General features: G+C 73.4%; 28 protein-coding genes. 17 read left to right on the top strand and 11 right to left on the bottom strand.

Going from position 1 to position 25,280, the window contains the following annotated elements; genetic code table 11:
- Positions 1–54 precede the first annotated feature (54 nt).
- The 5 genes from rsrA to J3P38_RS14145 form a co-directional block, all read right to left on the bottom strand.
- Entirely contained in the window at positions 55–327 is a 273-nt protein-coding gene (rsrA, locus tag J3P38_RS14165; RefSeq protein ID WP_210440408.1) for a mycothiol system anti-sigma-R factor, read from the bottom strand.
- Positions 324–968 (bottom strand): sigma-70 family RNA polymerase sigma factor, encoded by a 645-nt coding sequence (locus J3P38_RS14160; RefSeq protein ID WP_210504249.1) that lies wholly within the window; start codon positions 966–968, stop codon positions 324–326. Before J3P38_RS14160 ends, rsrA begins: the two co-directional genes overlap by 4 nt.
- An 87-nt stretch (positions 969–1,055) precedes the next feature.
- The gene (locus J3P38_RS14155; RefSeq protein ID WP_210504128.1) at positions 1,056–1,718 is read right to left on the bottom strand and encodes an alpha/beta hydrolase family protein; all 663 of its coding nucleotides are present in this window, start codon (positions 1,716–1,718) and stop codon (positions 1,056–1,058) included.
- Positions 1,715–2,476 carry an SOS response-associated peptidase gene (locus J3P38_RS14150; protein WP_210440406.1) on the bottom strand — a complete coding sequence of 254 codons (762 nt, stop codon included), beginning with the start codon at positions 2,474–2,476 and terminating at the stop codon, positions 1,715–1,717. The genes J3P38_RS14155 and J3P38_RS14150 overlap by 4 nt, the downstream gene beginning before the upstream one ends.
- A 31-nt stretch (positions 2,477–2,507) precedes the next feature.
- Entirely contained in the window at positions 2,508–3,344 is an 837-nt protein-coding gene (locus J3P38_RS14145; protein ID WP_210504127.1) for a hypothetical protein, read from the bottom strand.
- A gap of 83 nt (positions 3,345–3,427) precedes the next feature.
- Here J3P38_RS14145 and J3P38_RS14140 point away from each other — a divergent pair, with 83 nt between their 5' ends.
- The 4 genes from J3P38_RS14140 (at position 3,428) to rsgA (ending at position 8,162) form a co-directional block, all read left to right on the top strand.
- Positions 3,428–5,194 (top strand): sigma-70 family RNA polymerase sigma factor, encoded by a 1,767-nt coding sequence (locus tag J3P38_RS14140; protein WP_210504126.1) that lies wholly within the window; start codon positions 3,428–3,430, stop codon positions 5,192–5,194.
- Between the two features lie 88 nt (positions 5,195–5,282).
- A complete protein-coding gene (locus tag J3P38_RS14135; RefSeq protein WP_210504125.1) occupies positions 5,283–5,813 on the top strand; it encodes a DoxX family membrane protein in 531 nt (176 codons plus the stop codon).
- Positions 5,814–5,829: 16 nt separating this feature from the next.
- Positions 5,830–7,161, top strand: coding sequence for a 3-phosphoshikimate 1-carboxyvinyltransferase (aroA, locus tag J3P38_RS14130; protein WP_210504124.1), 1,332 nt, complete (start codon positions 5,830–5,832; stop codon positions 7,159–7,161).
- Positions 7,158–8,162 (top strand): ribosome small subunit-dependent GTPase A, encoded by a 1,005-nt coding sequence (gene rsgA / locus J3P38_RS14125; protein WP_210504123.1) that lies wholly within the window; start codon positions 7,158–7,160, stop codon positions 8,160–8,162. Before aroA ends, rsgA begins: the two co-directional genes overlap by 4 nt.
- Here the strand turns inward: rsgA and J3P38_RS14120 are convergent, their stop codons facing one another.
- Positions 8,163–8,624 (bottom strand): DUF2231 domain-containing protein, encoded by a 462-nt coding sequence (locus tag J3P38_RS14120; RefSeq protein ID WP_210504122.1) that lies wholly within the window; start codon positions 8,622–8,624, stop codon positions 8,163–8,165.
- Positions 8,625–8,665: 41 nt separating this feature from the next.
- On the opposite strand from J3P38_RS14120, the gene J3P38_RS14115 reads away from it, so the two are divergent.
- The 3 genes from J3P38_RS14115 to J3P38_RS14105 all read left to right on the top strand — a co-directional run bounded on the left by J3P38_RS14115 (position 8,666) and on the right by J3P38_RS14105 (position 10,454).
- A complete protein-coding gene (locus J3P38_RS14115; protein ID WP_210440399.1) occupies positions 8,666–9,553 on the top strand; it encodes an inositol monophosphatase family protein in 888 nt (295 codons plus the stop codon).
- 75 nt (positions 9,554–9,628) lie between these two features.
- Positions 9,629–10,060: a CBS domain-containing protein gene (locus J3P38_RS14110; RefSeq protein ID WP_210504121.1), complete on the top strand. Its 432-nt coding sequence runs from the start codon at positions 9,629–9,631 to the stop codon at positions 10,058–10,060.
- Between the two features lie 52 nt (positions 10,061–10,112).
- Positions 10,113–10,454 (top strand): FKBP-type peptidyl-prolyl cis-trans isomerase, encoded by a 342-nt coding sequence (locus J3P38_RS14105; RefSeq protein ID WP_455430095.1) that lies wholly within the window; start codon positions 10,113–10,115, stop codon positions 10,452–10,454.
- 60 nt (positions 10,455–10,514) lie between these two features.
- Here the strand turns inward: J3P38_RS14105 and J3P38_RS14100 are convergent, their stop codons facing one another.
- On the bottom strand, positions 10,515–10,769 hold the full coding sequence (locus J3P38_RS14100; RefSeq protein WP_374222616.1) for an RNA-binding S4 domain-containing protein: 255 nt from the start codon (positions 10,767–10,769) through the stop codon (positions 10,515–10,517).
- A gap of 19 nt (positions 10,770–10,788) precedes the next feature.
- Between J3P38_RS14100 and J3P38_RS18445 the strand changes: the two genes are divergently transcribed.
- A complete protein-coding gene (locus J3P38_RS18445; protein WP_210504120.1) occupies positions 10,789–11,991 on the top strand; it encodes a phospholipase D-like domain-containing protein in 1,203 nt (400 codons plus the stop codon).
- A gap of 25 nt (positions 11,992–12,016) precedes the next feature.
- Here J3P38_RS18445 and J3P38_RS14090 read toward each other — a convergent pair whose 3' ends face one another.
- Positions 12,017–13,303: a DUF445 domain-containing protein gene (locus tag J3P38_RS14090; RefSeq protein ID WP_210504119.1), complete on the bottom strand. Its 1,287-nt coding sequence runs from the start codon at positions 13,301–13,303 to the stop codon at positions 12,017–12,019.
- A gap of 52 nt (positions 13,304–13,355) precedes the next feature.
- On the opposite strand from J3P38_RS14090, the gene J3P38_RS14085 reads away from it, so the two are divergent.
- Together J3P38_RS14085 and J3P38_RS14080 are read left to right on the top strand one after the other, a co-directional pair.
- On the top strand, positions 13,356–13,751 hold the full coding sequence (locus J3P38_RS14085; protein WP_210440394.1) for an adenylyltransferase/cytidyltransferase family protein: 396 nt from the start codon (positions 13,356–13,358) through the stop codon (positions 13,749–13,751).
- Between the two features lie 73 nt (positions 13,752–13,824).
- Positions 13,825–15,420, top strand: coding sequence for an MXAN_6640 family putative metalloprotease (locus J3P38_RS14080; protein ID WP_210504118.1), 1,596 nt, complete (start codon positions 13,825–13,827; stop codon positions 15,418–15,420).
- 13 nt (positions 15,421–15,433) lie between these two features.
- On the opposite strand, the gene J3P38_RS14075 is transcribed toward J3P38_RS14080, so the two are convergent.
- Positions 15,434–16,045, bottom strand: a complete 612-nt coding sequence (locus tag J3P38_RS14075) for a TetR/AcrR family transcriptional regulator (RefSeq protein WP_210504117.1) — start codon at positions 16,043–16,045, stop codon at positions 15,434–15,436.
- Positions 16,046–16,072: 27 nt separating this feature from the next.
- Between J3P38_RS14075 and J3P38_RS14070 the strand changes: the two genes are divergently transcribed.
- The 6 genes from J3P38_RS14070 (at position 16,073) to J3P38_RS14045 (ending at position 21,168) form a co-directional block, all read left to right on the top strand.
- Positions 16,073–17,326 carry an acyl-CoA dehydrogenase family protein gene (locus J3P38_RS14070; RefSeq protein ID WP_210504116.1) on the top strand — a complete coding sequence of 418 codons (1,254 nt, stop codon included), beginning with the start codon at positions 16,073–16,075 and terminating at the stop codon, positions 17,324–17,326.
- A complete protein-coding gene (locus J3P38_RS14065) occupies positions 17,323–18,087 on the top strand; it encodes an SDR family NAD(P)-dependent oxidoreductase (protein ID WP_210504115.1) in 765 nt (254 codons plus the stop codon). Before J3P38_RS14070 ends, J3P38_RS14065 begins: the two co-directional genes overlap by 4 nt.
- Complete coding sequence (locus J3P38_RS14060; protein WP_210504114.1) at positions 18,084–19,157, top strand: phosphotransferase family protein; 1,074 nt, start codon at positions 18,084–18,086, stop codon at positions 19,155–19,157. Before J3P38_RS14065 ends, J3P38_RS14060 begins: the two co-directional genes overlap by 4 nt.
- Positions 19,154–19,822, top strand: a complete 669-nt coding sequence (locus J3P38_RS14055; protein WP_210504113.1) for a histidine phosphatase family protein — start codon at positions 19,154–19,156, stop codon at positions 19,820–19,822. Before J3P38_RS14060 ends, J3P38_RS14055 begins: the two co-directional genes overlap by 4 nt.
- A gap of 8 nt (positions 19,823–19,830) precedes the next feature.
- The gene (locus J3P38_RS14050) at positions 19,831–20,574 is read left to right on the top strand and encodes an SDR family oxidoreductase (protein ID WP_210504112.1); all 744 of its coding nucleotides are present in this window, start codon (positions 19,831–19,833) and stop codon (positions 20,572–20,574) included.
- An 84-nt stretch (positions 20,575–20,658) separates the two neighbouring features.
- Entirely contained in the window at positions 20,659–21,168 is a 510-nt protein-coding gene (locus J3P38_RS14045; RefSeq protein ID WP_210504111.1) for a hypothetical protein, read from the top strand.
- A gap of 210 nt (positions 21,169–21,378) precedes the next feature.
- Here the strand turns inward: J3P38_RS14045 and J3P38_RS14040 are convergent, their stop codons facing one another.
- A complete protein-coding gene (locus tag J3P38_RS14040; RefSeq protein WP_246856254.1) occupies positions 21,379–23,493 on the bottom strand; it encodes a DEAD/DEAH box helicase in 2,115 nt (704 codons plus the stop codon).
- Between the two features lie 250 nt (positions 23,494–23,743).
- Here J3P38_RS14040 and J3P38_RS14035 point away from each other — a divergent pair, with 250 nt between their 5' ends.
- Positions 23,744–24,340 (top strand): TetR/AcrR family transcriptional regulator, encoded by a 597-nt coding sequence (locus tag J3P38_RS14035; protein ID WP_210504109.1) that lies wholly within the window; start codon positions 23,744–23,746, stop codon positions 24,338–24,340.
- Between the two features lie 12 nt (positions 24,341–24,352).
- On the opposite strand, the gene J3P38_RS14030 is transcribed toward J3P38_RS14035, so the two are convergent.
- Complete coding sequence (locus J3P38_RS14030) at positions 24,353–25,258, bottom strand: AMIN-like domain-containing (lipo)protein (RefSeq protein ID WP_455430101.1); 906 nt, start codon at positions 25,256–25,258, stop codon at positions 24,353–24,355.
- Positions 25,259–25,280 lie beyond the last annotated feature (22 nt).

Here is a 25,280-nt window from a genome sequence, read left to right as displayed (position 1 = left end):
GGAGCAGTGTCTCAAATCCGCCACGGCGCAGCGAATCGGGTCGGCGCGACCGGCTCAGGCGCCACCCTCGGTGATCTGGACCGTGACCTCGCGCAGCCGCAGGCGCACGCGGTCGCGCAGGGACTCCGGCGCCGACTCCGAGCAGGAGCGGGCGACGAGCTGCTTGACCGCTCGCTGCAGGTCGTAGCGCTCGAGGCACGGGCCGCACTCGCGCAGGTGCATCTCGACGACGGCACAGTCGGCCTGGTCGAGCTCGTTGTCGATGAGGTAGACGATGCGCTCGATGTAGTCGACGCACTCGTCGTTGCCGTGCTCGTCCGTGCTCACGACCCGCTCCCCTCGTTGGTGCCCGGAACGGTGCTGGCGGGCAGCAGGTCGTTGGCGCGGACGTAGTCGGCCAGCATGTCGCGGAGCTGGCGGCGACCGCGGTGCAGGCGTGACATCACGGTGCCGATGGGCGTGTCCATGATCTCGGCGATCTCCTTGTAGGGGAATCCCTCCACGTCGGCGAGGTAGACGGCGAGGCGGAACTCCTCGGGCAGCCGCTGCAGCGCCTCCTTGACCTCGGAGTCAGGCAGGTGTTCCAGCGCCTCCATCTCTGCGGACCGCAATCCGGTCGAGGAGTGCGACTCCGCGCGGGCGAGCTGCCAGTCCTCGACGTCCTCGGACATCGACTGCTGCGGCTGGCGCTGCTTCTTGCGGTAGGAGTTGATGTAGGTGTTGGTGAGGATCCGGTAGAGCCAGGCCTTGAGGTTCGTGCCGGGCCTGAACTGGTGGAAGGCGCTGTAGGCCTTGGCGAACGTCTCCTGCACCAGGTCCTCGGCGTCGGCGGGGTTGCGCGTCATCCGCATGGCCGCCCCGTAGAGCTGGTCGAGGTAGGGCAGCGCGTCGCGCTCGAAGCGCGCCGAGCGGTCGCCGGAGCTCTCGTCGTCCACCACGACTGCAGCGGCGTCGTCCGGCGGGGACATCTCGTCCTTCAGCGATTCAGTCATCGCCTCCCACAGTACCTCTGCGGGTCGTTCGAGGGTCAGTGCGTTCACACCGGCCCCAACACCTCACCCGGCCGAGGGATTCCCGACGACCTCGCGCACCAGCCACTCCAGCGTCGACTCCACGACGATGCCCATCGCCTCGTCCTGGCTGACCTCCCCGCGGGCGGGGACCTTGAGGCCGTGGTCGCCGCCCGGGACCACCACGAGGTCGAGGCCGTCCTGGTCGCCCGGGAACTCCTCCGGGCGGCCCATCGGGTCGCGCTCGCCCTGCACGACGAGCGTGGGGAGCCCGACCCCGCGCAGCTCCGGCAGCCGCGTCGGCTCCGTCCTCCCCGGCTGGTGCAGCGGGAAGGACAGCGCCAGGCACCCCGAGGCCCCCAGCGAGCGGGCCGTGCGCGCGGCGGAGCGGGCACCGGCCGAGCGGCCCCCGACCACGAGCGGCGTACGCACCCGCATCGCGTCAGCGGCGCACGTCAGCGCCGCGTCGAGGGTCGCCGGCGCGGTCGCGATCCTGCGACCGGCCACCCTCCACGGCTGCTCGAAGAGCACCACCGACACGCCCTGCGCGGGCAGCGCGTCGGCCAACGCCCACAGGTCGCGCGCCTCCACGCCGCCGCCCGCGCCGTGGCTGAGCAGCAACGTCGCCATCGGGCTGGTGGCGCGGCGCGTGTGCAGGCGACCCTCGCCGTGGGGCGTCGCGACGGAGCGCACGGTCGCCTTCTTCACCGGGCCGCCTCGACGGGCTCGACCGGCAGCGGCTCGACGAGCTCGGGCCCGTTGTTGCGCACGTTGCTCACCAGCCTCGCCACCGGGTAGGCCTCCAGCCGTCCGGGCGCGGCCGGCACCAGCAGGGAGGTGTCGCCAGGGACGCTGGGATCGAGCCACTGCTGCCAGCGCTCGCGCTCGACCATGAGCGGCATCCGGTCGTGGATGTGGCCGAGCGAGTCCTCGGCCTGGGTGGTGAGCACGGTGCAGGTCCACCGGAAGCGGTCCGGATCGTCCTCGGCCCTCGTCGGGTCGCGCCAGATCTCGTAGAGCCCCGCCATGGCGAGGACCCCTCCGTCCCTGGGGCGGATGAAGAAGGGCTGCTTGACCGGCTTGCCCTTCGCGTCGGTCTGCGAGGTGGGGTACCACTCGAAGTAGCCGTCGGCCGGCAGCAGGGCGCGACGGGTGGCGAACGCCTTGCGGAAGGCCGGCTTCTCCGCCACGGTCTCCATCCGGGCGTTGATCATCCGGTTGCCGATCGAGGGGTCCTTCGCCCACGACGGCACCAGCCCCCACCTGAGCACGCGGAGCTGGCGCTGCGGCGCGGCGTCCCGGGCGGCCGGCTCACGCGACGCGGGCCGCTCGACCACCGCGTAGACCTCCTTGGTCGGCGCGACGTTGTAGTCCGCGGCCAGCGGCTCGGCGATCCGGCTCTCGACCACCTCGAACTCCTCGACCAGGTCGTCGGGCTGCCGGGAGGAGGCGTAGCGACCACACATGCCTCGACCCTAGCCGCGGCCCGGCGCGGCGTCAGCCGCGCGCCAGCTCGTCGAGGAGCATGCCGGCACCGGCGTCGGTGCCGGGCAGCCCCTCGATCCACACCCGGACGAACCCCGTCGGCTCGGCGCCCTCGAGGAGCGTGCGCAACAGCTGCACGCGCCTGCCCAACCGGTCGTCGCGCCGGGTGAGGATCCCGACCCGGTGCAGGCCCAGACGCGCGACGGTCTCGTCCCGCACGAACGCGGTGCGCGCCAGCTCCCCGGCCCGGGCCAGCCGCATCGCGCGGGTGAAGTGGTCGTCGGGCTCCTCGGAGGGGTCGTCACCGAACGGCATCGCGGCCACCACCAGCGCACACGTCGCGGCGCCGCCCTCCACGTCCGCGCCGAGCCGGTAGAGCTCGGTGAGCCGGCTGCGCAGGTGCGCCTGGCTGGAGAGTCCGGTGAGCGGGTCCTCGCAGGACAGCTGGTGCAGGTAGCCGAGCGTGGTCTCGCTCCAGGCGGTCAGCAGCGCGGCCACGGCGTCGTACGACGGATCCGTGCGGCGCACGCGCCGGGTGGTGGCGCGCAGGCCCTCCATCGCCTCGCCCACCGAGGCCCCGTCGCGCGCGAGCTCCTCACCGGCGACCGCGCAGGCCTCCAGCACGCCGGTGCCTGAGGCGAGCGCCTCCCCCAGGGCCTCGAACCGGTGCGACAACCCCGACCGCCCGGTGGACCCACCAGCGCTCGCCCCAGGACCGGGTGCCGCGAACCGACGCCCACGTGTGGCGAAGATCTTCACGGCGTACCCCCATGCTGGTGCGTGCTCGACGATGAGACGGACGTCGCGCGCGGTCATGACGCGGACCAGACCGGAAATCTCCGAATCCACCTTCTACTCCACCGACGGCGCCGCGGGGTCTACCCTCACGGAGACCGACGAACGCGTCGGGTCCTGCGTCCAGGAGCGTCGGCATGACCGTGGCCACCAGCCTCGAGCCGCGCGGGGATGCCGAGCTCATCTCGGCCGTCCGCGGCGGGGAGGTCGACGCCTTCGGCACGCTCTACGAGCGGCACGTGGAGGCGGCCCGGCGGCTGGCCCGCCAGCTCGTCGCGGCCGGCGACGCCGAGGACCTGGTGTCGGACGCCTTCATCAAGGTGCTGGGGGTGCTGCAGCGCGGCGGCGGCCCGGACGTCGCGTTCCGTGCCTACGTGCTGACCGCGGTCCGGCGCCTCCAGGTGGACCGCTTCCGGGCCGCGTCCCGCCTGCACACCACCGACGACATGGAGCCCTTCGACCCGGGCGTGCCGTTCCGCGACACGGCCGTCGAGGGCTTCGAGAGCGCCGCCGCGGCCCGGGCGTTCGCCTCCCTGCCCGAGCGCTGGCAGCTCGTGCTCTGGCACACCGAGGTCGAGGGCGAGAAGCCCGCGGACATCGCGCCGCTGCTGGGGATGAGCCCGAACTCCGTCTCCGCGCTGGCCTACCGGGCGCGCGAGGGCCTGCGCCAGGCCTTCCTCACCCAGCACGCGGCCGGGCTCGAGCAGGACACGTGCCGGTGGACACACGCCCAGCTGGGGGCCTACGTCCGTGGCGCGACCTCACGGCGCGACGGCGCCAGGGTCGAGCAGCACCTCCAGGACTGCCGGACCTGCATGGCGATCTACCTGGAGCTGAGCGAGGTCAACTCCGGGCTGGGGGCGCTCCTGGCGCCGCTGCTCCTCGGCGGCGCCGCGACCGCGTACCTCGGGTCCGCCGCGGGAGGCCTCGCCGCGCCCGCCGGCCTCGGCGCGGCCGTGGGCCGCCTGCGCGACCTGGTCGTCGGCAACAGCGGCGCCGCCGCGGTCGCCGGGGTGGCGGCCTCCGTCGTGGTGGTCGGGGGCGCGGTGACGATCGGGCTGTTCCACGGCGACCGGAGCACCACCGAGCCGTCGGCCCTCGACCCCGTGCCGGGAAGCACCGCTCCGCACGAGTCCGGGTCCCCGCCCCTGCCGGCGACCACGGACCGGACGACCCCCGGTGGCGCGGTGCAGCGACGCGAGGACTCGGCGCCGCCGCCGGACGACCTCCTCGTCGTCCCCCCGCCGCTGGTGGCCGACCCGACGGGCAGCCCGGCGACCCCCGACCCCACCTCGGACCCCACCTCGGACCCGACCTCGGACCCCACCTCGGACCCCACCTCGGACCCCACCTCCGACCCCACCTCCGACCCGACCTCCGACCCCACCCCCGACCCCACCTCGGTGCCGACTCCCACGCTCGAGCCGACCCCACCACCTCCGCCGGTCCCGACCCCCACGCCCACGACGGACCCCACGACGGACCCGACGACGAACCCGACGACCGACCCGGACCCAGACCCGGACCCAGACCCGGACCCAGACCCGGACCCAGACCCGGACCCAGACCCGGACCCGGACCCGGCACGGGTGGACGTCTCGGTCACCGGCGCGGTGACGAGCTCGCGGCCGTTCCACACCGCGACGGTGCGGGTATCCGGCGTCCCCGAGGGCCGCACCGCGACCGTGCGGATCCGCTTCACGGGGTTCGGGGCCGTCGTCAGCGAGGACCGCAGGTGCGACCAGCGGGCCGGGGACCTCACCTGTGCGGTGCCCGCAGCGAGCACGACGCCGGTGGTGGTGACCGTGGTGTCGCCCCTCGGCGGCGCGCTCGAGGCCGCGCTCGACCCCGTCCCGGGCGACACCGACCCGGCGAACGACACCTGGCGCGCGGTCCTCGACTGACCACCCGACTGGCCACCCGACCGACCACCCCCACGCCAGCACCCGTGCGGACGGGGCGCCCCTCCCCCGGATCGTGTAGACAGAAGGCATGACGATCACCCGGTTGCTCGCCCGTCCGATGCTGGCCACGATCTTCGTCGCCGGCGGCATCAACGCCCTCCGCAACACCGAGGCGCACGCCGACAAGGCCAAGAAGGTGACCGACAAGGTCGTCCCGGCCGCCCGCCAGGCGGTGCCCGGGGCGCCGATCCCGACCGACCCCGTCACCCTCGTGCGGATCAACGCCGCCGCCCAGCTCCTGGCCGCCGGCGCGCTCGCGACCGGGCGGGCTCCGCGCCTCAGCGCCGCGGTCCTGGCCGCCTCGCTGGTGCCGACGACCCTCGCCGGGCACGCGTTCTGGGCCGAGGCCGACCCGCAGGCCAAGGCCGCCCAGAAGCTGCAGTTCTACAAGAACACCTCCCTGCTCGGCGGCCTGCTGCTCGCGGCGGTGGACACCGAGGGCAGGCCCGGACTGGCCTGGCGTGCCCGCCGTGCTGCGGCGGACGTACGGCGCGAGGCCAGGCAGGTGGCGAAGGACGCCCGCCGGGGGGCCACGCTGGCCAAGGCCCAGCTCACCTGATCGGTAGGCTGCGCGGGTGAGTGAGCTCTGGCCCGCACCGCGCCCCCGCGACCGCGTGGACGCGGTCGTCTCGCTGCCCGGCAGCAAGTCGCTGACCAACCGGGCCCTGCTCCTCGCCGCGATCGCCGACGGTCCGAGCGTCGTACGCCGCCCGCTCCGCTCGCGCGACACCCTGCTCATGGCCGCCGCGCTCACCGCCCTCGGCACCGGCATCGACGACACCGGCGACGAGGTCTCCCGGGAGGGTGCCGGCGACTGGGCCGTCTCCCCCGGCGCGTGGGACCGCGACGCCGACGTCGACTGCGGCCTGGCCGGCACCGTGATGCGCTTCGTGCCGCCCGTCGTGGGCCTCGCGCGAGGCACCGTGCGGTTCGACGGCGACGCGCACATGCGCCTGCGGCCCGTCGGCCAGATGCTCGCCGCCCTGACCGAGCTCGGCGTCCGCGTCGACGACGGAGGTCGCGGCGCGCTGCCGTTCGCCGTGCACGGGTCCGGGTCGGTCCCCGGCGGCACGGTGACGATCGACGCCAGCGCCTCGTCGCAGTTCGTGTCCGCCCTGCTGCTGGCGGGCGCGCGCTACGAGCGCGGCGTCGACGTGCGCCACGTCGGCAAGCCCGTGCCGTCGCTGCCCCACATCGAGATGACCGTGCAGATGCTGCGCAGCCACGGCGTCGAGGTGGACGACTCCGACGCCAACCGGTGGGCCGTCGCCCCGGGCCCGGTCCGGGCGGTGGACCACGTGATCGAGCCCGACCTGTCCAACGCCGCGCCGTTCCTGGCCCTCGGCGCCGCCACCGGCGGCCGGGTCACCGTCACCGGGTGGCCGGGGTCCACGACGCAGCCCGGCGACGAGCTGCGCACGATCCTCGCCCTGATGGGCTGCGAGGTCACCCTGTCCGACGGCGGCCTGACCGTGGTCGGCCCCGACCGGCTCGCGGGCGTCGACCTCGACCTGCACGACGTCGGCGAGCTGACCCCGGCCGTCGCCGCGTTGTGCGCGCTCGCCGACTCCCCCTCCCACCTGCGGGGCATCGCCCACATCCGCGGGCACGAGACCGACAGGATCACCGCGCTGGCCACCGAGCTGGGACGGCTGGGCGCCGACGTCACCGAGCGCGACGACGGGCTCGACATCCGGCCGGCGACCCTGCACGGCGGCACCTTCCACACCTACGCCGACCACCGCATGGCCCACGCCGGGGTCATCCTCGGCCTGGCCGTCGACGACGTGCTCGTGGAGGACGTCGGCACCACAGCGAAGACCTTCCCCGACTTCGCGACGGCCTGGAGCCGCGCGGTGCACGGCACGCCGGCCGCGGCCGGGGCACCGGCCGGGACCGCCCTGTGACCGGTCGCTACTCCGAGCACGACCAGGAGCACTACGAGCGCCCGCGCCGCCGTACCCGCCCCCGCACCAAGGACCGTCCGACGTACGCCGACGCCGTCGACGGACGCGTGGTCACCGTCGACCGCGGCCGCTTCACGCTGCTGGTCGAGGGGCGGCGGGTGCTGGCGATGAAGTCCCGGCCGCTGGGCCGCAAGGGCGTCGTCGTCGGCGACCGCGTGCGCGTCGTGGGCGACACGAGCGGCGCCGACGGGTCGCTGGCCCGGATCGTCGAGGTCGTCGAGCGGAGCACGACCCTGCGCCGCACGGCCGACGACGACGACCCCGTCGAGCGGGTGATCGTCTCCAACGCCGACCAGCTCGTGGTCGTCACCGCGCTCGCCGACCCCGAGCCCCGACCGCGACTCATCGACCGCGCGCTCGTCGCGGCCTACGACGCGGGCATGGCGCCGCTGCTGTGCCTGACGAAGGCCGACCTCGCCGACCCCGAGACGCTGCTGTCGACCTACCGCTCCCTCGGCGTCCCGTGGGTCGTCACCCAGCTGCGGGGCGAGGGCGCCGGCGACCTCACCGAGCTGCGGGACCGGCTGCGCGGCCGGACCAGCGTGCTCGTGGGGCACAGCGGCGTCGGGAAGTCGACCCTGGTCAACGCCCTCGTGCCCGACGCCGGGCGCGAGGTGGGCATCGTCAACGCCGTGACCGGTCGCGGCCGGCACACCTCCACCAGCGCCTACCTCCTCGAGCTGCCAGACGGCGACGGCTGGATCATCGACACCCCCGGCATCCGGTCGTTCGGCCTGGCCCACGTCCGCCCCGAACGGCTCATCGAGGCCTTCCCGGACCTCGACGAGATGACCGAGGACTGCCCCCGCGGGTGCAGCCACGGGAGCGGCGAGCCCGAGTGCGGCCTCGACGACGCCGTCGAGGCCGGCCGGGCCGACCCCGACCGCGTCGAGTCGTTCCGCCGGCTGCTGTCCGCCCGCGAGGGCGCCAGCGACTGGTGATCAGCCCCAGACCGCCTCGGCGCCGGACTCACCGGCGAGGAAGACCGTGACCACCAGCGCGAGCGCCCCGAGCACCAGCAGCGCCGCCGCCGGGATGCCGAGCCGGGTCTCCCGCGCGCCCCGCCCGGAAGCCAGTGCCGAGGCCCCTCCGAGGGCCCAGGCCGCGAAGCCGGCGACCAGCACGTAGCCCAGCGCCACGTTGCGCATCAGCTCGCCCGCCTCCTCGTGCTCCTCCACGATCGGCGCCAGCTCGGGCCGCGCGGACAGCAGGTCCTCCCCCGCCGCGACCGCCACGAGCGACGCCACGGCCGTGACGACGGCGAGCACGACGAGAGGCCAGCGCAGCAACCACCGCCACCTCGCGACGAACGCGTAGGCGAGCCCGGTCAGCGCCGACAGGGGCCCGAAGACGACGACGGCGTGGACGACGAGCGGGTGCAGCGGCACACCGTTGAGTTCCATGCGGGCAGGCTAGGGCGCGATGCTGGGAATAGCCTGTGAACATGCCCCTCACCGGCTCCACCGACCACACCGACGACCTGCGCCTGGCCCACGTGCTCGCCGACGACGCGGACTCGTTGACCCAGGCGCGCTTCAAGGCCCTCGACCTGCACGTGATGAGCAAGCCTGACCTCACGCCGGTGACCGACGCCGACAAGACCGTCGAGGAGGGCATCCGCCGCACGCTGTCCCGCGTCCGCTCGCGCGACGCCGTCGTCGGCGAGGAGCAGGGCTCGAGCGGGCACAGCCAGCGCCGCTGGATCGTCGACCCGATCGACGGCACGAAGAACTACGTGCGCGGCGTCCCGGTCTGGGCCACGCTGATCGCGCTCGCGGTCGACGACGAGGTGGTGCTCGGGGTCGTGTCGGCGCCGCAGCTGCAGCGCCGGTGGTGGGCGTCGGCGGGCAACGGCGCCTGGACAGGCCGCTCGCTGCTCAAGGCGACGCGGTGCGAGGTGTCCGACGTACGCCGCCTCGAGGACGCCTCGCTGAGCTACTCGTCGCTGTCGGGCTGGGACGAGCGCGGCCGGCTCGACGACTTCGTGTCGCTGACCAGGCGCTGCTGGCGCACCCGCGCCTACGGCGACTTCTGGTCGTACATGCTGCTGGCCGAGGGGGCCGTCGACCTCGTCGCGGAGCCCGAGCTGGCCGTCTACGACATGGCGGCGCTCGACGTCATCGTGCGGGAGGCGGGCGGTCGGTTCACCTCGCTGGACGGCACCGACGGGCCCTGGGGCGGCAACGCCCTCGCCTCCAACGGGCACCTGCACGACGCCGCGCTGTCCTTCCTCGGGGCGCTCGACGACGAGGCCGACCCCGACGTGCCGCGACGGGGACCCGGCTCGGTCAGCAGCCTGCGCGACCGGCAGGCCCCACCGGTCCTCGACTGAGCGCTGTCCCTCCCCCGTCCCGCTTGGCTACGGTGACCCATCAGCAGTCTCCGTGCCGCACGAGAGGTAGGGACCATGAGGATCAAGGACGTCATCTCGGCCAAGGCCGACCAGGCCGTCGTCACCATCGCGCCGGACGCCACGGTGCGCGAGCTCGTGGCCCTGCTGGCCGAGCACAACGTCGGAGCGCTGGTGGTCAGCGAGGACGGTGAGCGCGTCTCGGGCATCGTGAGCGAGCGCGACGTCGTCCGCCGACTCCACACCGACGAGGCCGTGCTCGACAGCGCCGTCGGCGCGATCATGACCGCCGACGTGCGCACCTGCGCGGGCGAGGACGCGCTGACCGACCTCATGCAGACGATGACCGAGCACCGCGTCCGGCACGTCCCGGTGGTGGCGGCCGGTCGGCTGACCGGCATCATCAGCATCGGTGACGTCGTCAAGAGCCGCATCGGCGAGCTCGAGTTCGAGCGCGACCAGCTCGACAGCTACGTCCACCGGACCTGACAGACCATCGATGGGAGCAGCAGTGAACGACAAGCCCGACGTCGACCCGCACATGGGCGAGGTGCCCGCCGACCTGGAGGTGACCGACCTCGTCGAGGGCGAGGGGGCCGAGGCCACGTCCGGCTCGACCGTCTCGGTCCACTACGTGGGCGTCGCCCACTCCACGGGCGAGGAGTTCGACGCGTCCTACAACCGCGGCACCCCGCTGCAGTTCCGCCTCGGCATCGGCCAGGTGATCTCCGGGTGGGACACCGGCGTGCAGGGCATGAGGGTCGGCGGCCGCCGGCGGCTCGTGATCCCGCCGCACCTCGGCTACGGCGACCGCGGCGCCGGCGGCGTCATCAAGCCCGGCGAGACGCTGATCTTCGTGGTGGACCTGCTCGAGGTCCGCTGACCCGCACCCCGGGGGGCGGCGGTGCCGTCGTCGCGGGCGGGCCTGCGGACCACCGGCGCCTCACCAGGGGACGTCGATCTCGGCCTCACCCGTGGCGACCCGGGCCGCCAGCCCGCCCAGCGTGACCACGTCACCGGGGACGAGCTGGCGGCCCCGGCGCGTCTCGACCTCGCCGTTGACCGTCACCGCGCCGTCGGCGATCACCGGCTTCGCCTCCGCGCCGCTCTCGACGAGGTTCGCGAGCTTGAGGAACTGACCGAGTCGGATCGACTCGTCACGGATCGGGACGTCGACGGGTTCACTGCTCGGGGGCACTTCTCTAGGGTAGGCGTCCGTGCGCACCTCACGCTGGTTCCGGTCCGCCACCGCGCTCTGCCTGCTGCTGCCGGTGCTGGCCCTGGCCTCGCCGGCCGACGCCGAGCGCGCGCCCCGCGAGCGGGCGGGACGGTCGGGGTGCTGGGCGCAGGCCGGGGTCGAGACGTGCTTCACCTCCCCGCCCACGGTCCCGAACGACCCGACCGTGCTCGACCGCCCCAGCCGGCTCTTCGACACCGCCGGCCCAGGCGACACCATCCGTGTGGCGATGTTCCGCTGGGACATCGCCCCGCCGACCGACGCGCTGATCGCGGCGCAGCGGCGCGGCGCCGTCGTGCTGCTCGTCGGCGACGACGACCTCCGGCTCAACCGGCACGGACGACGCCTGCTGCGGGTGATCGAGGAGCAGGACCCCGCCCGCCGCAACGTCACCGTCTGCCGGGGGGCGTGCCTGCCGTGGCGCGCGCCCGGGCCGTACCCGGACAGCCAGGACGTCCAGCACCTGAAGTTCTACGTCACCGACATCGGCGGGGTGCAGTCGTTCATCACCTCGTCCGCGAACCTCGAGGACCGGCAGTACCGCCAGTACAACTCGTTCCTCAAGATCGACGACCCCGCCCTGCACGGCTTCGGAGTGGCGTACTTCGACCGGCTCGCCGCCCAGAGCCTGCGCGTGGGGGGCGAGCGCTGGAACGACCGCCGCAAGGTGTGGAGGCGCGGTCCGCTGACCGCCGCCGTCTACCCCAACCGCAGCGACCTGCTGCTCGACACGTTGCGAGACGTCTCGTGCACGCGCGGGGCCCGCGACGTCTCGGCGATGTTCGCCGTCATCCAGCGCGCCGACGTGCGCGACCGGCTCGCCCGGCTGTCCAGGTCCGGGTGCCGGGTGCGCATCGTGACCTCCCGCGACACGGTCGAGAACTGGCTCCAGCAGGCGCTCCCCGCCGGGGACATCCCCGACGCCCGCGTCCGCACGGCGCTGACCCACGACAAGATGCTGGTGGTGCACGCGCGCTACCGCGGGAGGAAGACCCACCTCGTCGTCACCGGCACGTCGAACACCACCTGCGGCGGACTGCTCTACAACGACGAGGTGATGGTGCGCCTCGTGGGCAACCGCTGGCTGCACGACCAGTACCTCGCGCACTTCGACGACGCGTACGCCCACGCGAGGCAGAGCGCGACGCGCGTCATGCCGGTCATGAAGCCCTGCCGACGCTGAGGACGATGCCTGGTGGGGCGCCCGGTCACCCGGTCAGCAGGGTGACCGCGTGGATCAGCACGCCGACCAGTCCGCCGACGATCGTGCCGTTGATGCGGATGAACTGCAGGTCGCGGCCCACGTGCAGCTCGATGCGCCGTGCGGCCTCCTTGCCGTCCCAGCGCTCGATGGTCGAGGTGATCACCGTGGTGACCTCGGCGCCGTAGCGCTCGACCACGAAGACCGTCAGGTCGGCCGCTGCCCGGTCCAGCCGGTCGCGAAGGGCGGCGTCCTCGCGCAGCCGCTGCGAGAAGGCGTTGAGCTCGGCCAGCAGCCGCTGGCGCACCGCACCCTCGCGGTCCCGGATCGAGGTGAGCAGCGCGGCGCGCATCGCCTTCCACAGCGAGATGGCGGTGGTGACGACCTGGGGGTGGTCGAGCAGCCGGTTCTTCAGGGCCTCGGCGCGGTCGCGGGTCGGCTGGTCGTTGAGCAGGTCGTGCGCGAGCTGGCCCAGCATCGAGTCGAGGGCCTCGCGGGCGCGGTGACGAGGGTCGTCGCGGATGTCCTCCACCCACGCGAGCGCCTGCACGTGCAGCCGCGAGGTCACGGCCTCGTTCAGCCGCGGCGGGGCCCACCACGGCGCCCGCTCCTCCAGCACCTGCGAGAACGTCTCGGGGTTCTCCAGCAGCCAGCGGTGCATCTCGTCGAGCGCGAGGTCGACGAGGCCGTGGTGCAGGTCGTCGCGCAGCACCTCCATGAGCGTCGAGCCCAGCAGCGGCGCGATGGGCTCCTTGCGGAAGCGCGGCACCAGCGCCTGGGTGACCAGGTCGGCGACGTGCTCGTCGCGGACCTTGCCGAGCGCGATCGCGGCGACGTCCGAGGCCTCGTCGACCACCCGGCGGGCGTTGGCGGGGTCGGCCAGCCAGCCGCCCACCCGCGCGGAGATCCTCGCCGCGCGGACGCGGTCGCGGACGACCTCCTCCTGCAGGAAGTTCTCGCCCACGAACTCCTCGAGGCCCTTGCCCAGCTCGTCCTTGCGCTTCGGCACCAGCGCGGTGTGCGGGACGGGCAGCCCGAGCGGGTGCTTGAACAGCGCGGTCACCGCGAACCAGTCGGCGATCGCACCGACCATCGACGCCTCGGCGCCCGCGTTGACGAACCCCCAGAATCCGTCGCGCCCCAGGGTGGCGACGTACACGCACGCCGCGAGCAGCAGCAGCCCGACAGCCACCGTGCGCATCCGGCGCAGACCCCGGCGGCGGGCCTCGTCGGCGCCGGGGTCGGGGGTGATGAGCGAGAGGGACGGCGTGCTCGCTGTGGTCGTGGCGGCCATGCGCGCCATCCTCTCCCAACCCGCACAAGCCCCGCGTGCCAGAATGCCGCGCATGCCTCGCACCGTCATCACCTTCGGCACGTTCGACGTGTTCCATGTCGGACACCTGCGCGTGCTCGAGCGCGCCGCCGAGCTGGGCGACCGGCTGGTCGTCGGCGTCTCCGCCGACGCGCTCAACGAGAGCAAGAAGGGCCGGGCCCCGATCTTCAGCCAGCGCGAGCGGCTCGCGATCGTGGGAGCGCTCAAGGTGGTCGACGAGGTGTTCGTCGAGGAGAGCCTGGAGCAGAAGCGGGACTACGTCCTCGAGCACGGCGCCGACGTCCTCGTGATGGGCGATGACTGGGCCGGCAGGTTCGACGAGCTGTCCGACGTGTGCGAGGTGGTCTACCTGCCGCGGACCCCGGCGATCTCCACCACCGCCATCATCGAGCACATCGCCGACCTGTAGTCGCTCGTCGGACGCCGCGGCGTCGCACGGCCGGGTTAGGGTCAGCCACGACACGACCGACACGAGGGGAACCATGCGCAGAATCGTCACCACCGCAGTGGCCATCGCACTGGTGGGCGGGACGGCACTGGCCGCTCCGTCCGTCGCTGCCGACAACGACCGTCCGGCCCTCCGGGAGTCCCGGGGGCTGGACCCCGAGGCCCTCCTCGAGCGCTCGGCCGAGCCGGTGCTGCCCGCGCTGCCCTCGCTGGAGGAGCAGGTCGACCCGACCGCGTCCGAGACGCTCGCCACCGCGCGCCGCGTGCTCGCCGGCGACGCCCGTCCCACGGACCCCTCCGCCACGCTCGTGCTGCGCGACCTGTGGATGAAGAAGTCGGAGCTGCGCGGCACCGAGCGCCGCCGCGCCGACGCCCTCCTCGCCCGCCCGACCGACGGCGTCAGCGACCCCCAGGGGTTCGGCTACACCGTGGCCGAGGCACCGCCGGTCTGCAACACCCGCCTGTGCGTGCACTACGTCCCCACCGGCACCGACGCCCCGCCTTCCCCGGACTGGCCTGCGCAGAACCTCGCGACGATGGACTCCGTGTGGTCGACCATCGTCGACCAGATGGGCTACCGCGCTCCCGTGCGTGACGGCGCCAGGGGTGGCAGCTCGCTCTTCGACGTCTACCTCAAGGACCTCGGTGGCGACCTCTACGGCTTCTGCGCCGGCGAGCGCCGCGCGAAGAAGCGCACGGCCTCCGGCTACTGCGTGCTCGACAACGACTTCGCGGCCTCGCAGTTCCCCAACGGGACGCCGCTCGACAACCTGGTCGTCACTGCCGGGCACGAGTTCTTCCACGCCGTCCAGTACGCCTACGACTACGCCGAGGACCCGTGGATGCTGGAGTCCACGGCGACCTGGATGGAGGAGCGCATCGCCTCCCACGTCAACGACAACCGCCAGTACCTCCCGGTCAGCCAGATCTACGCCCCCCAGATCCCGCTCGACGCCTTCAGCCAGACCAACGGCTTCCAGTACGGCAACTGGGTGTTCTGGGAGTACCTCTCCTCGCGCTACGGCACGAGGATCGTCAACAAGGCTTGGAAGCAGGCGGGCACGCTCAAGGGCGACGGCAACAAGTACAGCCTCCAGGCGATCGACCGCGTGCTGCGCGGCAAGGGCGGGCTTCGGAAGAACTACGCCACGTACGCCGCCGGCAACCTGACGCCGGCCGCCAACTTCCCCGAGGGCGCCGAGTACGCCGGCGGCCGGATCTTCGCCGGCAAGGCGCTCAGCAAGCGGAAGCGGTCCAAGCGGTTCGCGACGCGCATCCACCACCTGGCCTCCGCGTCCTACCTCTACGTTCCCGGCACCGGCCTCGACGGCCGCAGGTGGAAGCTCGCGCTGCGGGTCAGCGGACCGGCCAAGCGCACGTCGCCGTCCGCCGTGGTCGTCGTCCACCGCGTCGACGGCAGGCGCCAGGTCAAGCTGGTCCGGCTCGGCCGCGGGGGCGACGGCGGCACCAGGGTCTCCTTCGACAACCGCTCCGTCGGTGCCGTCTCGGTCACCCTGGTCAACGGCTCGACGCGCTACCGGTGCGACCGCGACACCGTGCTGGCGTGCGGCGGCAAGCCGGTCGACGACCGGCTCCGCTTCGCCGTGAAGGGCCGCGTCACCAAGGGCTGAGCGCCCATGGTGCTCAGACGCTGATCCGCAGCAGTGCGTGGAGGGCGGCGACGCACTCCCGCACCAGCTGCGACACCGGGACCGGGCGTTCGCCGGTCGGCACCGCCGACCAGGTGAGCGCCCGGTCCTCGGTGTAGGCCCACCACGCCCGGACGACCTCGCGCTGGCGCTCCGGGACCCCGAGCGCCGCCACCACGCGCTCGGTGCTGCCCTCGCGCACGGAGTCCACCACCTCGCTGACCCGCGGGTCGGCGACGCCGTGGCCGTGCACGAGCGCGAGGTAGAAGTCACGCCGCCGGTCGATCTGCTCGATCATCAGCCGGGTGACCATCTCGACCTGCACCTCCCCGGGCGCGTCCGGGTCCGGCGCGGTGGTGCGCAGCATCCGGCGTCCCGCGGCGGCGATGCAGGCGAGGTAGAAGTCCGTCTTCGTCGGGAAATAGTGGAAGAGCAGACCGCGGGAGATCCCCGCCTCGGTCGCGATGTCGTCCATCGAGAGGTCCTGGATGGGCTTCTCGACGATCTTGGCGAGCCCGATGCCCACGAGCTGCCGACGACGCTCCTGCGCGCTCAGGCGCCGGCGTACGGGATCGCGCTCGGCGGGTTCGGCCACGCTGTTGAGCATTGCTCAACAGTGTGCCAAGGTCAATCCATGGACTTCTCCCTCTCCCCCCGCGCAGCGGACCTCCGCGACCGCGTGCGCGCGTTCGTCGCCGACGAGGTCGAGCCCGTCGAGGCAGAGGTGCATCGTCGGACGACTGAGCTGCGCGAGTCCGGAGGGGACCACTGGACGCCCCACCCCGTCATCGCCGAGCTGCAGGGCAAGGCCCGCGCCCGGGGCCTGTGGAACCTGTTCCTGCCGGCCGAGCACGCCGGCCGCTACGCCGCCGACTTCGGGACCGACGGCGGCGAGGGCCTCTCCAATGTCGACTACGCGCCCGTGGCAGAGGCGATGGGCCGGTCGTTCCTCGCGCCCCTCGTCTTCAACTGCAACGCTCCCGACACCGGCAACATGGAGGTGCTGCTCCGGTACGGCACCGACGAGCAGCGCGAGCGCTGGCTCGAGCCGCTGCTGCGGGCGGAGATCCGCAGCGCCTTCTGCATGACCGAGCCGGACGTTGCGTCCTCCGACGCCACCAACATGGCCGCCACCGCCCGCGTCGAGGGCGACGAGGTCGTCATCAACGGCCGCAAGTGGTGGTCCACCGGCGTCGGCAACCCGGACTGCGAGGTGCTGGTCTTCATGGGGCTCTCCGACCCCGACGCCGACCGGCACTCGCGGCACACCATGGTCCTGGTCCCCCGCGACACCCCCGGGGTGCGGGTCGAGCGGATGCTCACCACCATGGGCTACCACGACGAGCCGCTGGGCCACGGCGAGGTGTCGTTCGACGACGTGCGCGTCCCGCTCTCGAACGTCCTGCTCGGGCCGGGTCGCGCGTTCGAGATCGCACAGGGCCGGCTCGGCCCCGGCCGGGTCCACCACTGCATGCGGGCCGTCGGGCTCGCGGAGCGCGCGCTGGAGCTCGCGTGCGCGCGGGCCACCTCGCGCACCGCGTTCGGCAAGCCCATCGCCAACCTCGGCGGCAACCGGGAGCGCATCGCCGACGCGCGCATCGCGATCAACCGCTCCCGCCTGCTGGTCATGCACGCCGCGTGGCTGCTCGACCAGGGGATGAGCCGCGAGGCGTACTCGGCGGTCAGTGAGATCAAGGTCGAGGTCCCCAACATGGCCCTCGACGTCATCGACACCGCCATCCAGCTGCACGGCGGCGCCGGGATGTCCGACGACTTCCCCCTCGCCGCGGCCTGGGTCGGGGCCCGCACGCTGCGGCTGGCCGACGGACCCGACGAGGTGCACCGCAACGTCGTGGCCAAGATCGAGCTCGGGAAGTACGTCTCGTGAGCCGCCGCGTGCTCGTCACCGGCGCCGCCTCGGGCCTCGGTGCCGCGCTGGTCGCGGCGTTCCGCGCTCGTGGCGACGAGGTGCTCGCGACCGACCGGGTGGCCGCCGAGGGCATCGACCTCGTCCTCGACATCACCTCCGACGCCGACTGGGCCGCCGCGGTGGAGGCCGTCCGCGAGCGGTGGGGCGGCCTCGACGTCCTGGTCAACAACGCCGGCGTGGCCGGCGGCGGCCGCGTGGACCGCTGCACGCTCGAGGAGTGGCAGTGGATCACCGACGTCAACCTGTTCGGACTGGTCCGCGGGACGAGGGCGTTCGTGCCGGTGCTCAAGGAGCAGCGCTCCGGGCACCTGGTCAACGTCGCCTCTCTGGCCGGCCTCGTGCACCCGGGCGGGATGGGCTCCTACAACGCCACGAAGGCCGCGGTGGTGGCGTTCACGGAGACGTGCGGCCACGAGCTGGCGTCGTACGGCATCCGGGCGAGCGTGGTGTGCCCGTCCTACTTCCGCACCAACCTGATGGACTCGATGCGGGGCAGCGACGAGGCGGTCGGCCGGCTCGTCGCCGGGCTGGTCGAGCGCTCCGAGGTCACCGCCGACGACGTCGCGGCCGCGGTGCTCGCCGGCATCGACGCCGGGGAGGACGTGATCGTGCCCGACGAGGCGGCGCGCCAGGCGTACTTCCTCAAGTGGGCGGATCGACCGGCCTACGACGCGATCATGCGCGAGCAGGCGGCGAAGCTCCGGGCGGCCGGCTCGTGAGCGGCGTGCCGGGCGCCCGGGAGGTGCGGGCGGAGGACGCCTTCGACGTCGCCCGGGTCGCCGCGTGGATCCGCGACAACGCCGCCACGCCCGAGGGCCTGGACGGCGAGCCCGAGGTCCGGCAGTTCACCGGCGGCGCGTCCAACCTCACGTTCCTGCTGCGCTACCCCTCGGGACGCGACCTCGTCCTGCGCCGGGCGCCTCGCGGCACGAAGGCCCGCGGCGCGCACGACATGCACCGCGAGTACGTCATCCAGTCGGCCCTGGCGCCGGTCTTCGACTACGTCGCGCCGATGGTGGCCTTCTGCGACGACCCCGACGTGATCGGTGCCGACTTCTACGCGATGGACCGTGTCCCCGGCGTGATCCCGCGCAGCGAGTGGCCCGCCGAGGTGCCGCTGCCACCCGAGCGGGCGCGCGCCCTGTGCCTGGCCGCCGTCGATGTCCTGGCCGAGCTGCACGGCATCGATCCGCACGCGGCCGGGCTGGCCGACCTGGGCAAGGGGCTCGGCTACGTGCGCCGGCAGGTCGAGGGGTGGTCGACGCGCTACCGTGCCGCCCGCACCGACGACGTGCCCGACCTCGAGCCGGTCATGGCGTGGCTCGACGAGCACCAGCCCGACGACGTCGCGACCTGCGTCATCCACAACGACTTCAAGCTCGACAACCTGGTGCTCGACGCCGACGACGTGACCACCGTCGTGGGGGTCCTCGACTGGGAGATGGCCACCCTCGGCGACCCGCTCATGGACCTCGCCGGCTCGATGGCCTACTGGGTGCAGGCCGACGACCCGGAGGACGTCCAGATAATGCGCCGCGTGCCCACGCACCTGCCGGGGATGCTCACCCGCGACGAGTTCGTGGCGGCGTACGCCGAGCGGACCGGCCGGACGGTCACGCCCGACCAGTGGCGGTTCTACGAGGTGTTCGGGCTGTTCCGGATGGCCGTCATCGCCCAGCAGATCTACTACCGCTGGTTCCACGGGCAGACGACCAACGAGATGTACTCGCTCTTCGGGGCCGCCGTGCAGATCGTCGGCAGGCGCCTCGACGGGCTGATCCGGTCGTGAGCCGCATCCTCCTGGTGCGGCACGGACAGGCCTCGTTCGGGGCCGCCGACTACGACGACCTCTCCCCCACCGGGCACGAGCAGTCCCGCGTGCTCGGCGCCGCCCTCGCCGCGCGCGGCGTCCGCGCCGACGTGGTCGTGGCCGGCGAGATGCGCCGTCACGGGCAGACCGCCGCCGGCGTGCTCGAGGGGGCGGGGTGGGCGAGCGACGTCGAGGTGGACCCGGGCTGGAACGAGTTCGACCACCTGCAGGTGCTCAGCGTCCACGACTCGCCGTCCACGGTCGACGGCGAGTCGGAGAGGGCCGCCTTCCAGCGGTGGTTCGAGGAGGCGACGCTGCGGTGGACCTCCGGCGAGCACGACGACGCCTACGACGAGTCCTTCGCCGCCTTCACCGCGCGGGTCGCAGCGGCCATGGACCGGCTGGTCGCGGCGCTGCCGCCCCGCGGGACGGCGGTCGTGCTCAGCAGCGGCGGACCGGTGGCGTGGGTGGCGGCCGCCCTGCTGGCCGATTCGTCCCCCGCCCGCACCGACCTGTGGCTGCGGCTGAACCCGGTCTCGGTGAACACCGGCACCTCGACGGTCGTCCGCGGCTCGCGTGGCACGACGCTCGTCTCGTTCAACGCCCACGACCACCTCTCCCCCGACCTCCTCACCTACCGCTAGGAGCCCCCATGGCACGGATCCTCATCACCGGGGCCAGCAGCGGCCTGGGCGCCGAGATGGCGCGGCAGTTCGCGGCGCTGGGCCACGACCTGGCGCTCTGCGCGCGGCGCACCGACCGCCTCGACGACCTGCGCGCCGAGATCGGCGCGGCCCACCCGGGCGTACGCGTGCTCGTCAAGGCGCTCGACGTCACGGACCATGAGGCCGTCTTCGGGACCTTCGAGGAGTTCGCCGCTGAGCTCGGCGGCCTCGACCGGGTCGTCGTCAACGCCGGGCTCGGCAAGGGACAGCCCCTCGGCACCGGCCGGTTCGACGCCAACAAGCAGACGGCCGAGACGAACTTCCTCGGGGCGCTGGCCCAGACCGAGGCGGCCGCCGCGATCTTCCGCCGCCAGGGCCGCGGCCACCTGGTGATGGTCTCCAGCTTCTCGGCGCTGCGCGGGATGCCCGGCAACATCACCACGTACGCCGCCTCGAAGGCGGCCGTCGCGCACCTGGCCGAGGGGTTCCGCGCCGACGTCCACGGCACCGGCATCAAGGTCACCGTGCTCTACCCCGGCTACATCGTCTCGGAGATGTCGGGCACCTCGGCGCGGACGCTCCTGATGACCTCCACCGAGAAGGGCGTGCGGGCGATGGTCGAGGCCATCGAGAAGGAGAAGGCCTCCGCCCGCGTCCCCGCCTGGCCCTGGGGCCCGCTCGGGTTCGTGGTCAAGCGGCTGCCGACCGGGATGATGAAGCGGATGGCCTGAGGTCGCCGGGTGTCCTCTGCGGGGCTGCGGAGGTGGCCGGCGGCTCGGAGGCATCAGCCCCGCCGTTCCTGGGCACGGTGGTCCATGACGCGGCACGCGAGGACATCGGACCGGAACTCGACGTTGCGCGCTGCGGCCGCGCGAGGGGCCGCGGCCGGCCTGGTGGGCGTGGCCGCGATGACGGTCGCGGAGAAGCTCGAGCAAGCCGTCACGCAACGGCCGAGCTCCTACGTCCCGGCCCGTGCGCTGCTCACGCTGCTGGGCCGGGAGCCGTCGGACCGCGACACGCCCGCGACGTGGAACCACGCGATGCACTGGGGCACCGGCGCCCTCCTCGGGGCCCTGCGAGGCGTGTGGGCGGCCATCGGCATCCGCGGGAGCCACGCCAACGCGACCCACACCGTCGTCAGGCTCGCCTTCGACCAGACCGTGGAGAACGCGACCGGGGTCGGCGCGCCGCCGGCGTCGTGGCCCAGCCCTGAGCGGCGCGTCGACGTGGCGCACAAGACGCTGTACTCCTTCGTCACCGGCCTGGTCGCGGACCGCTGGATCGCGCCGAGGCTGCAGTCGCGGCGTGGTGTGACGAGCCATTGAACGAGCCACTGAGGTAGGGCCATTGACGAGGGGCCACTGAAGGGACCACTGAAGGGGCCACTGAAGACGAGCCACTTGACGAGTGCCATCGGGCCCCGTGTGACGTGCGCTGCCCTCTCCCGCCGCCATCGGGTAGTCCACCGGGAAACGGTCGTCAGGACCGCCCCCGGACAGCCTCTTCCCGGTGGACTACCGGCGCCGGGGGCAGGCTCAGCCGAGCTCCCGCTCCAGCGCGTCGGTGAGCAGCGCGACGAGGGCCTCGGTCTGGATGTTGGCCGAGGACGACACCTCCTCGTCGGAGCCGTCGAGCGCCCGTGCGGCGAGGCCGGCCTTGGAGTCGATGAGCTCGGCGATGCGGGTGTCGATCGTCTGCGCGGCGATGATCCGCCACGCGGTGACCGGGTCGCTCTGGCCGATGCGGTGCACGCGGTCGATCGCCTGCGTCTGCTCGGCATCGGTCCACGAGAGCTCGGAGAGCACGACGTTGGAGGCGACCTGCAGGTTGACGCCCACGCCGGCGGCTGCCAGCGAGCAGACGATGACCTGCACGTCGGGGTCGTTGACGAACGACTCGATGGCCTTCTCGCGGGCCTTCGCCGACTGGTCGCCGCGGATGGAGGTGTGCTTGAGCCCGCGTCGGGTGAAGGTCTCCTCCGCGATGTCCATGACGTCGACGTGCCGGGCGAAGAACACGACCTTGCCGACGTTGCGCGCCAGCTGGGCGGCGTAGTCGGCGGCGAGGCCGGCCTTGGCGCGGCCGATGCGGCGGAACATCGAGAAGACGTTCTCCCCGCCGGTGCCCTGGTCCATCTCCTCGCGCTCCCACGTCGCCACGCGCCGGACGAGCTCGTGGTCGATGCCGTCGACCACCGAGCCCGTACGACGGGTCTCCAGAGCGGCCTTGTAGCGCTGGACGAGCCGGCGGGCGAGGTCCTCCTCCGCGGCGCGGATGGAGCGGGTGTCCTCGTCGTCGAGCTCGACCGGGATGTCGGCGATGCGCCGGGCGGGGATGTCCTCGGCGACGTCGACCTTGCGGCGCCGGACGATGCCCATGTCGATGACCGCCTTGCGGGCCGCCGGGTAGAACGGCGGGTCGGCCGGCGTCAGCTCGGTCTCCTCCAGCGCCTCCATCAGGCGGGCCAGCGGCTTGGTGTCGTCGATCCAGCCGAGGAACTGCCAGATCGCGCGGAAGTCCTCGATGTCGTTGATCAGCGGCGTGCCGGTCAGCGCCATCAGCAGCGGCCGGGCGGTGCGCGCGCGGAGCCTCTCCGACAGCTCGAGCACGTGGCGCGAGCGCTGCGAGGTCTTGTTCTTGATGAAGTGCGCCTCGTCGACGACCATGCCGCGGAAGCCGAAGGTGCTCAGCCAGCCGACGTGGCGGTCGAGGATCTCGTAGTTGACCACGATGACGTCGGCGAAGGCGTCGACCCGGTCGCCGTCGCCGTGGATCACGGTCGCGCGGCGGCGCGGGGTCCACCGCTCGGTCTCGCGGGCCCAGTTGGTCTTGACGACGTTCGGGCAGACGACGAGCAGCGGGTAGGCGTTGGCCGCCTGCGCGGCGAGCAGTGCCTGGGCGGTCTTGCCGAGGCCGGGCTCGTCGGCCAGCAGGAACGTGCGGTGGCCCTCCGCCGCGGCGGCGATCAGCCGCGCCTGGTGGGGCATGAGCTCGAGCTTGCCCGGGGCGTTGAGCGAGGTGGCCTCGGGCAGGTCCATGCAGGAGGACGCGCCGCCGAGCTCGAAGGAGCGGAACAGCGGGCCGAGCAGCTCCCAGCTGGCCAGCCGGCCGTGCACGCTGCGGCGCTCGCGGCCGATCTCGAAGTCGGGCTTGAGGAAGGGGTTGGCCAGCTGGTGCTGCAGGACCGACCGCGGGACGACGCGACGCTCGACGAGCCCGGGACCCGACTCGTCCTCGGGCTTCGGCTCCTCCTGCGCGGCCTCGATGCCGGCCTTGCGCAGCATCTCCAGGCGCAGCTCGCGGGCGCTGTCGGTGACGACGGCCTCCTCCGACAGCAGTCCGAAGAGGGAGGGGTCGCGGGTCGCGGTCTTGGCGAGGATCGTCGCGATCCCGTCGAGGCGCTTGAGCTCGTCGGCCTTCTGTGCCTCGGTGAGCTCGGTGGAGGCGCGTACGTCGGTGCGGTGCTCGCGCGCCAGCAGGGCGACGACCTGGAAGCGCACCCGCTGGCCGGGGGCGAGAGGACCCCGCTGCACGGCGGACTCCAGCTCGCGCACGGCGCGGGCGAGCACGGGGACGATGCCCTCGTTGTCCTTGTGGCGGGCGTGCGCAGGGGCACGACGGTTGCCGCGTTGACGCTGGCGCTGGGCCAAGGTGTCCTCCCGGACTGGGTACGCGTCGCGGAGCAGGCGAGCCTGGGTCGGCGCTGACCTGCACACCACGGCGTGGAGGTTTGGTGCGGGCGTCAGGGGGCGGTGGCCGGTGGACCTGGGGTGGTCAGTGGGGCACGGCGTCTGGACGCTGCGACCACTGTAGCCCCCGCACGGCCGTTGCGGGTAACTCCCCGCACCCGGCGCGCCCGGCGTCGCGCCGATCCGCAGCGGGTCGTGAGAGCGTTCACCCATGTCGGAGCGCGCGCGCCGGGGCCGGCCCGGGCACGACCAGGAGACCGTCCTGCGCGTCGCGATCGCGCTGTTCAACCGGCAGGGCTACGACGCCACGAGCATGGGCGACCTCGCCCGGGAGCTGGGCCTGACCAAGTCGGCGATCTACCACCACGTGCCCAGCAAGGAGCACCTCCTCGAAAGGGCGCTCGACGAGGCGCTCGACGAGCTGACGGCCGCGCTCGACGCGGTGCACGCCGACCGGTCCCACACGCCCGAGGAGCGTCTGCGTGCGGCCGTGCGCAGCAGCGTCGTCGTCCTCGCCCACCACCTGCCGGCGGTCACGCTGCTGCTGCGGGTGCGCGGCAACACCCCCGCCGAGCAGAACGCCCTCGCGCGTCGTCGCGACATCGACCACCGGCTGGCCGAGATGGTGCGCGAGGCCGCCGACACCGGCGCGATCCGCGCCGACGTCGACCCGCTGCTGGCCAGTCGGCTGCTCTTCGGAATGGTCAACTCGATGACCGAGTGGCTCCGCGACGGCAGCGACGTGGCTGCGCTCGCCGACACCGTCACCACCCTGGCGTTCGACGGCCTGGTGCGGCACAGCACCTGACCGCCTGCGGCCTCAGGGCTCGAGGCACGCCGGTGTCGAGTCGCCCGGTCCGTCGGGGTCGAGCGTGCTCCCGGCCGCGTCGCGCAGCACGACACGGTCGACCGTCGGCAGCTGCTTGAGGGTCGGCAGCACCTCGCCGGCGATGCTCACCGTGGCGCCACCGCTGCGGCAGCGGCCCGTGAGCCGCAGGTCGGCCACGCCGCCCGCGACCGTCAGGTCGTCGTACCCCGTCGCGCCCGAGCGCAGCAGGCGCAGGCCCCGCGCCCGCTCCCCCGGCAGCGGGCCGGCGAAGAGGCGGTCCATCAGGCCGGTGGCGGGTGCACCCGGCACGACCGGGCGCCGGACGGGGACGAAGTAGGGCTCCCACCCGTCTGCGAAGCGGTCGCGGTCGAGGAACCACACCTTGCGCCGCACGGTGGCGAACCCGGCCCCGACCTCCACGACGACCCGCGGCGGCGCCTGCAGGGTCGTCACCCGCACCGGCGTGCGTCTCGCCAGCCCGAGGCCGTACGTCGTGACCGCCTCGAAGTCGCCCGCGCGGACGGCGGTCATGACGTTGGGCAGGGCGTACGCGACCCGGCGGGGCGCCGCGGTCGGCGAGCCGTCGTCGGTGTGCGCCTGGGCGGGCTCGAAGCGCACCCGGAGGAGGGCCCGGCCGGCGACGCGCACGCGGCGCCCGGACCCGTCGGCGAACAGTCGACGGACGTAGCCGACCCGCCGCGACTCGGGCAGGCCGCCGCGGAACTCGAAGACGACGCGGTCGACGCCGTCGCGGTGAGCCGCCCGCACGGCGACGAGGACGGGGGTCGGCGGAGCGGACGTCCGGGGCCGGTCCGCGGGCCCGGACGTGGCCCGGCCCGGCGCCGGACCGAGCGTCACGGCGAGCAGCAGCGCCACCAGCAGGGACAGCCAACGCATCCTCACCACGCACCTCCTTGAC

The sequence above is a fragment of the Nocardioides xinjiangensis genome, assembly GCF_017916455.1.
In the GTDB taxonomy this organism is placed as follows: domain Bacteria; phylum Actinomycetota; class Actinomycetes; order Propionibacteriales; family Nocardioidaceae; genus Nocardioides; species Nocardioides xinjiangensis.
Note: the sequence above shows the minus strand (reverse complement) of the source record. Positions and strands in the feature narration are given on the sequence as shown.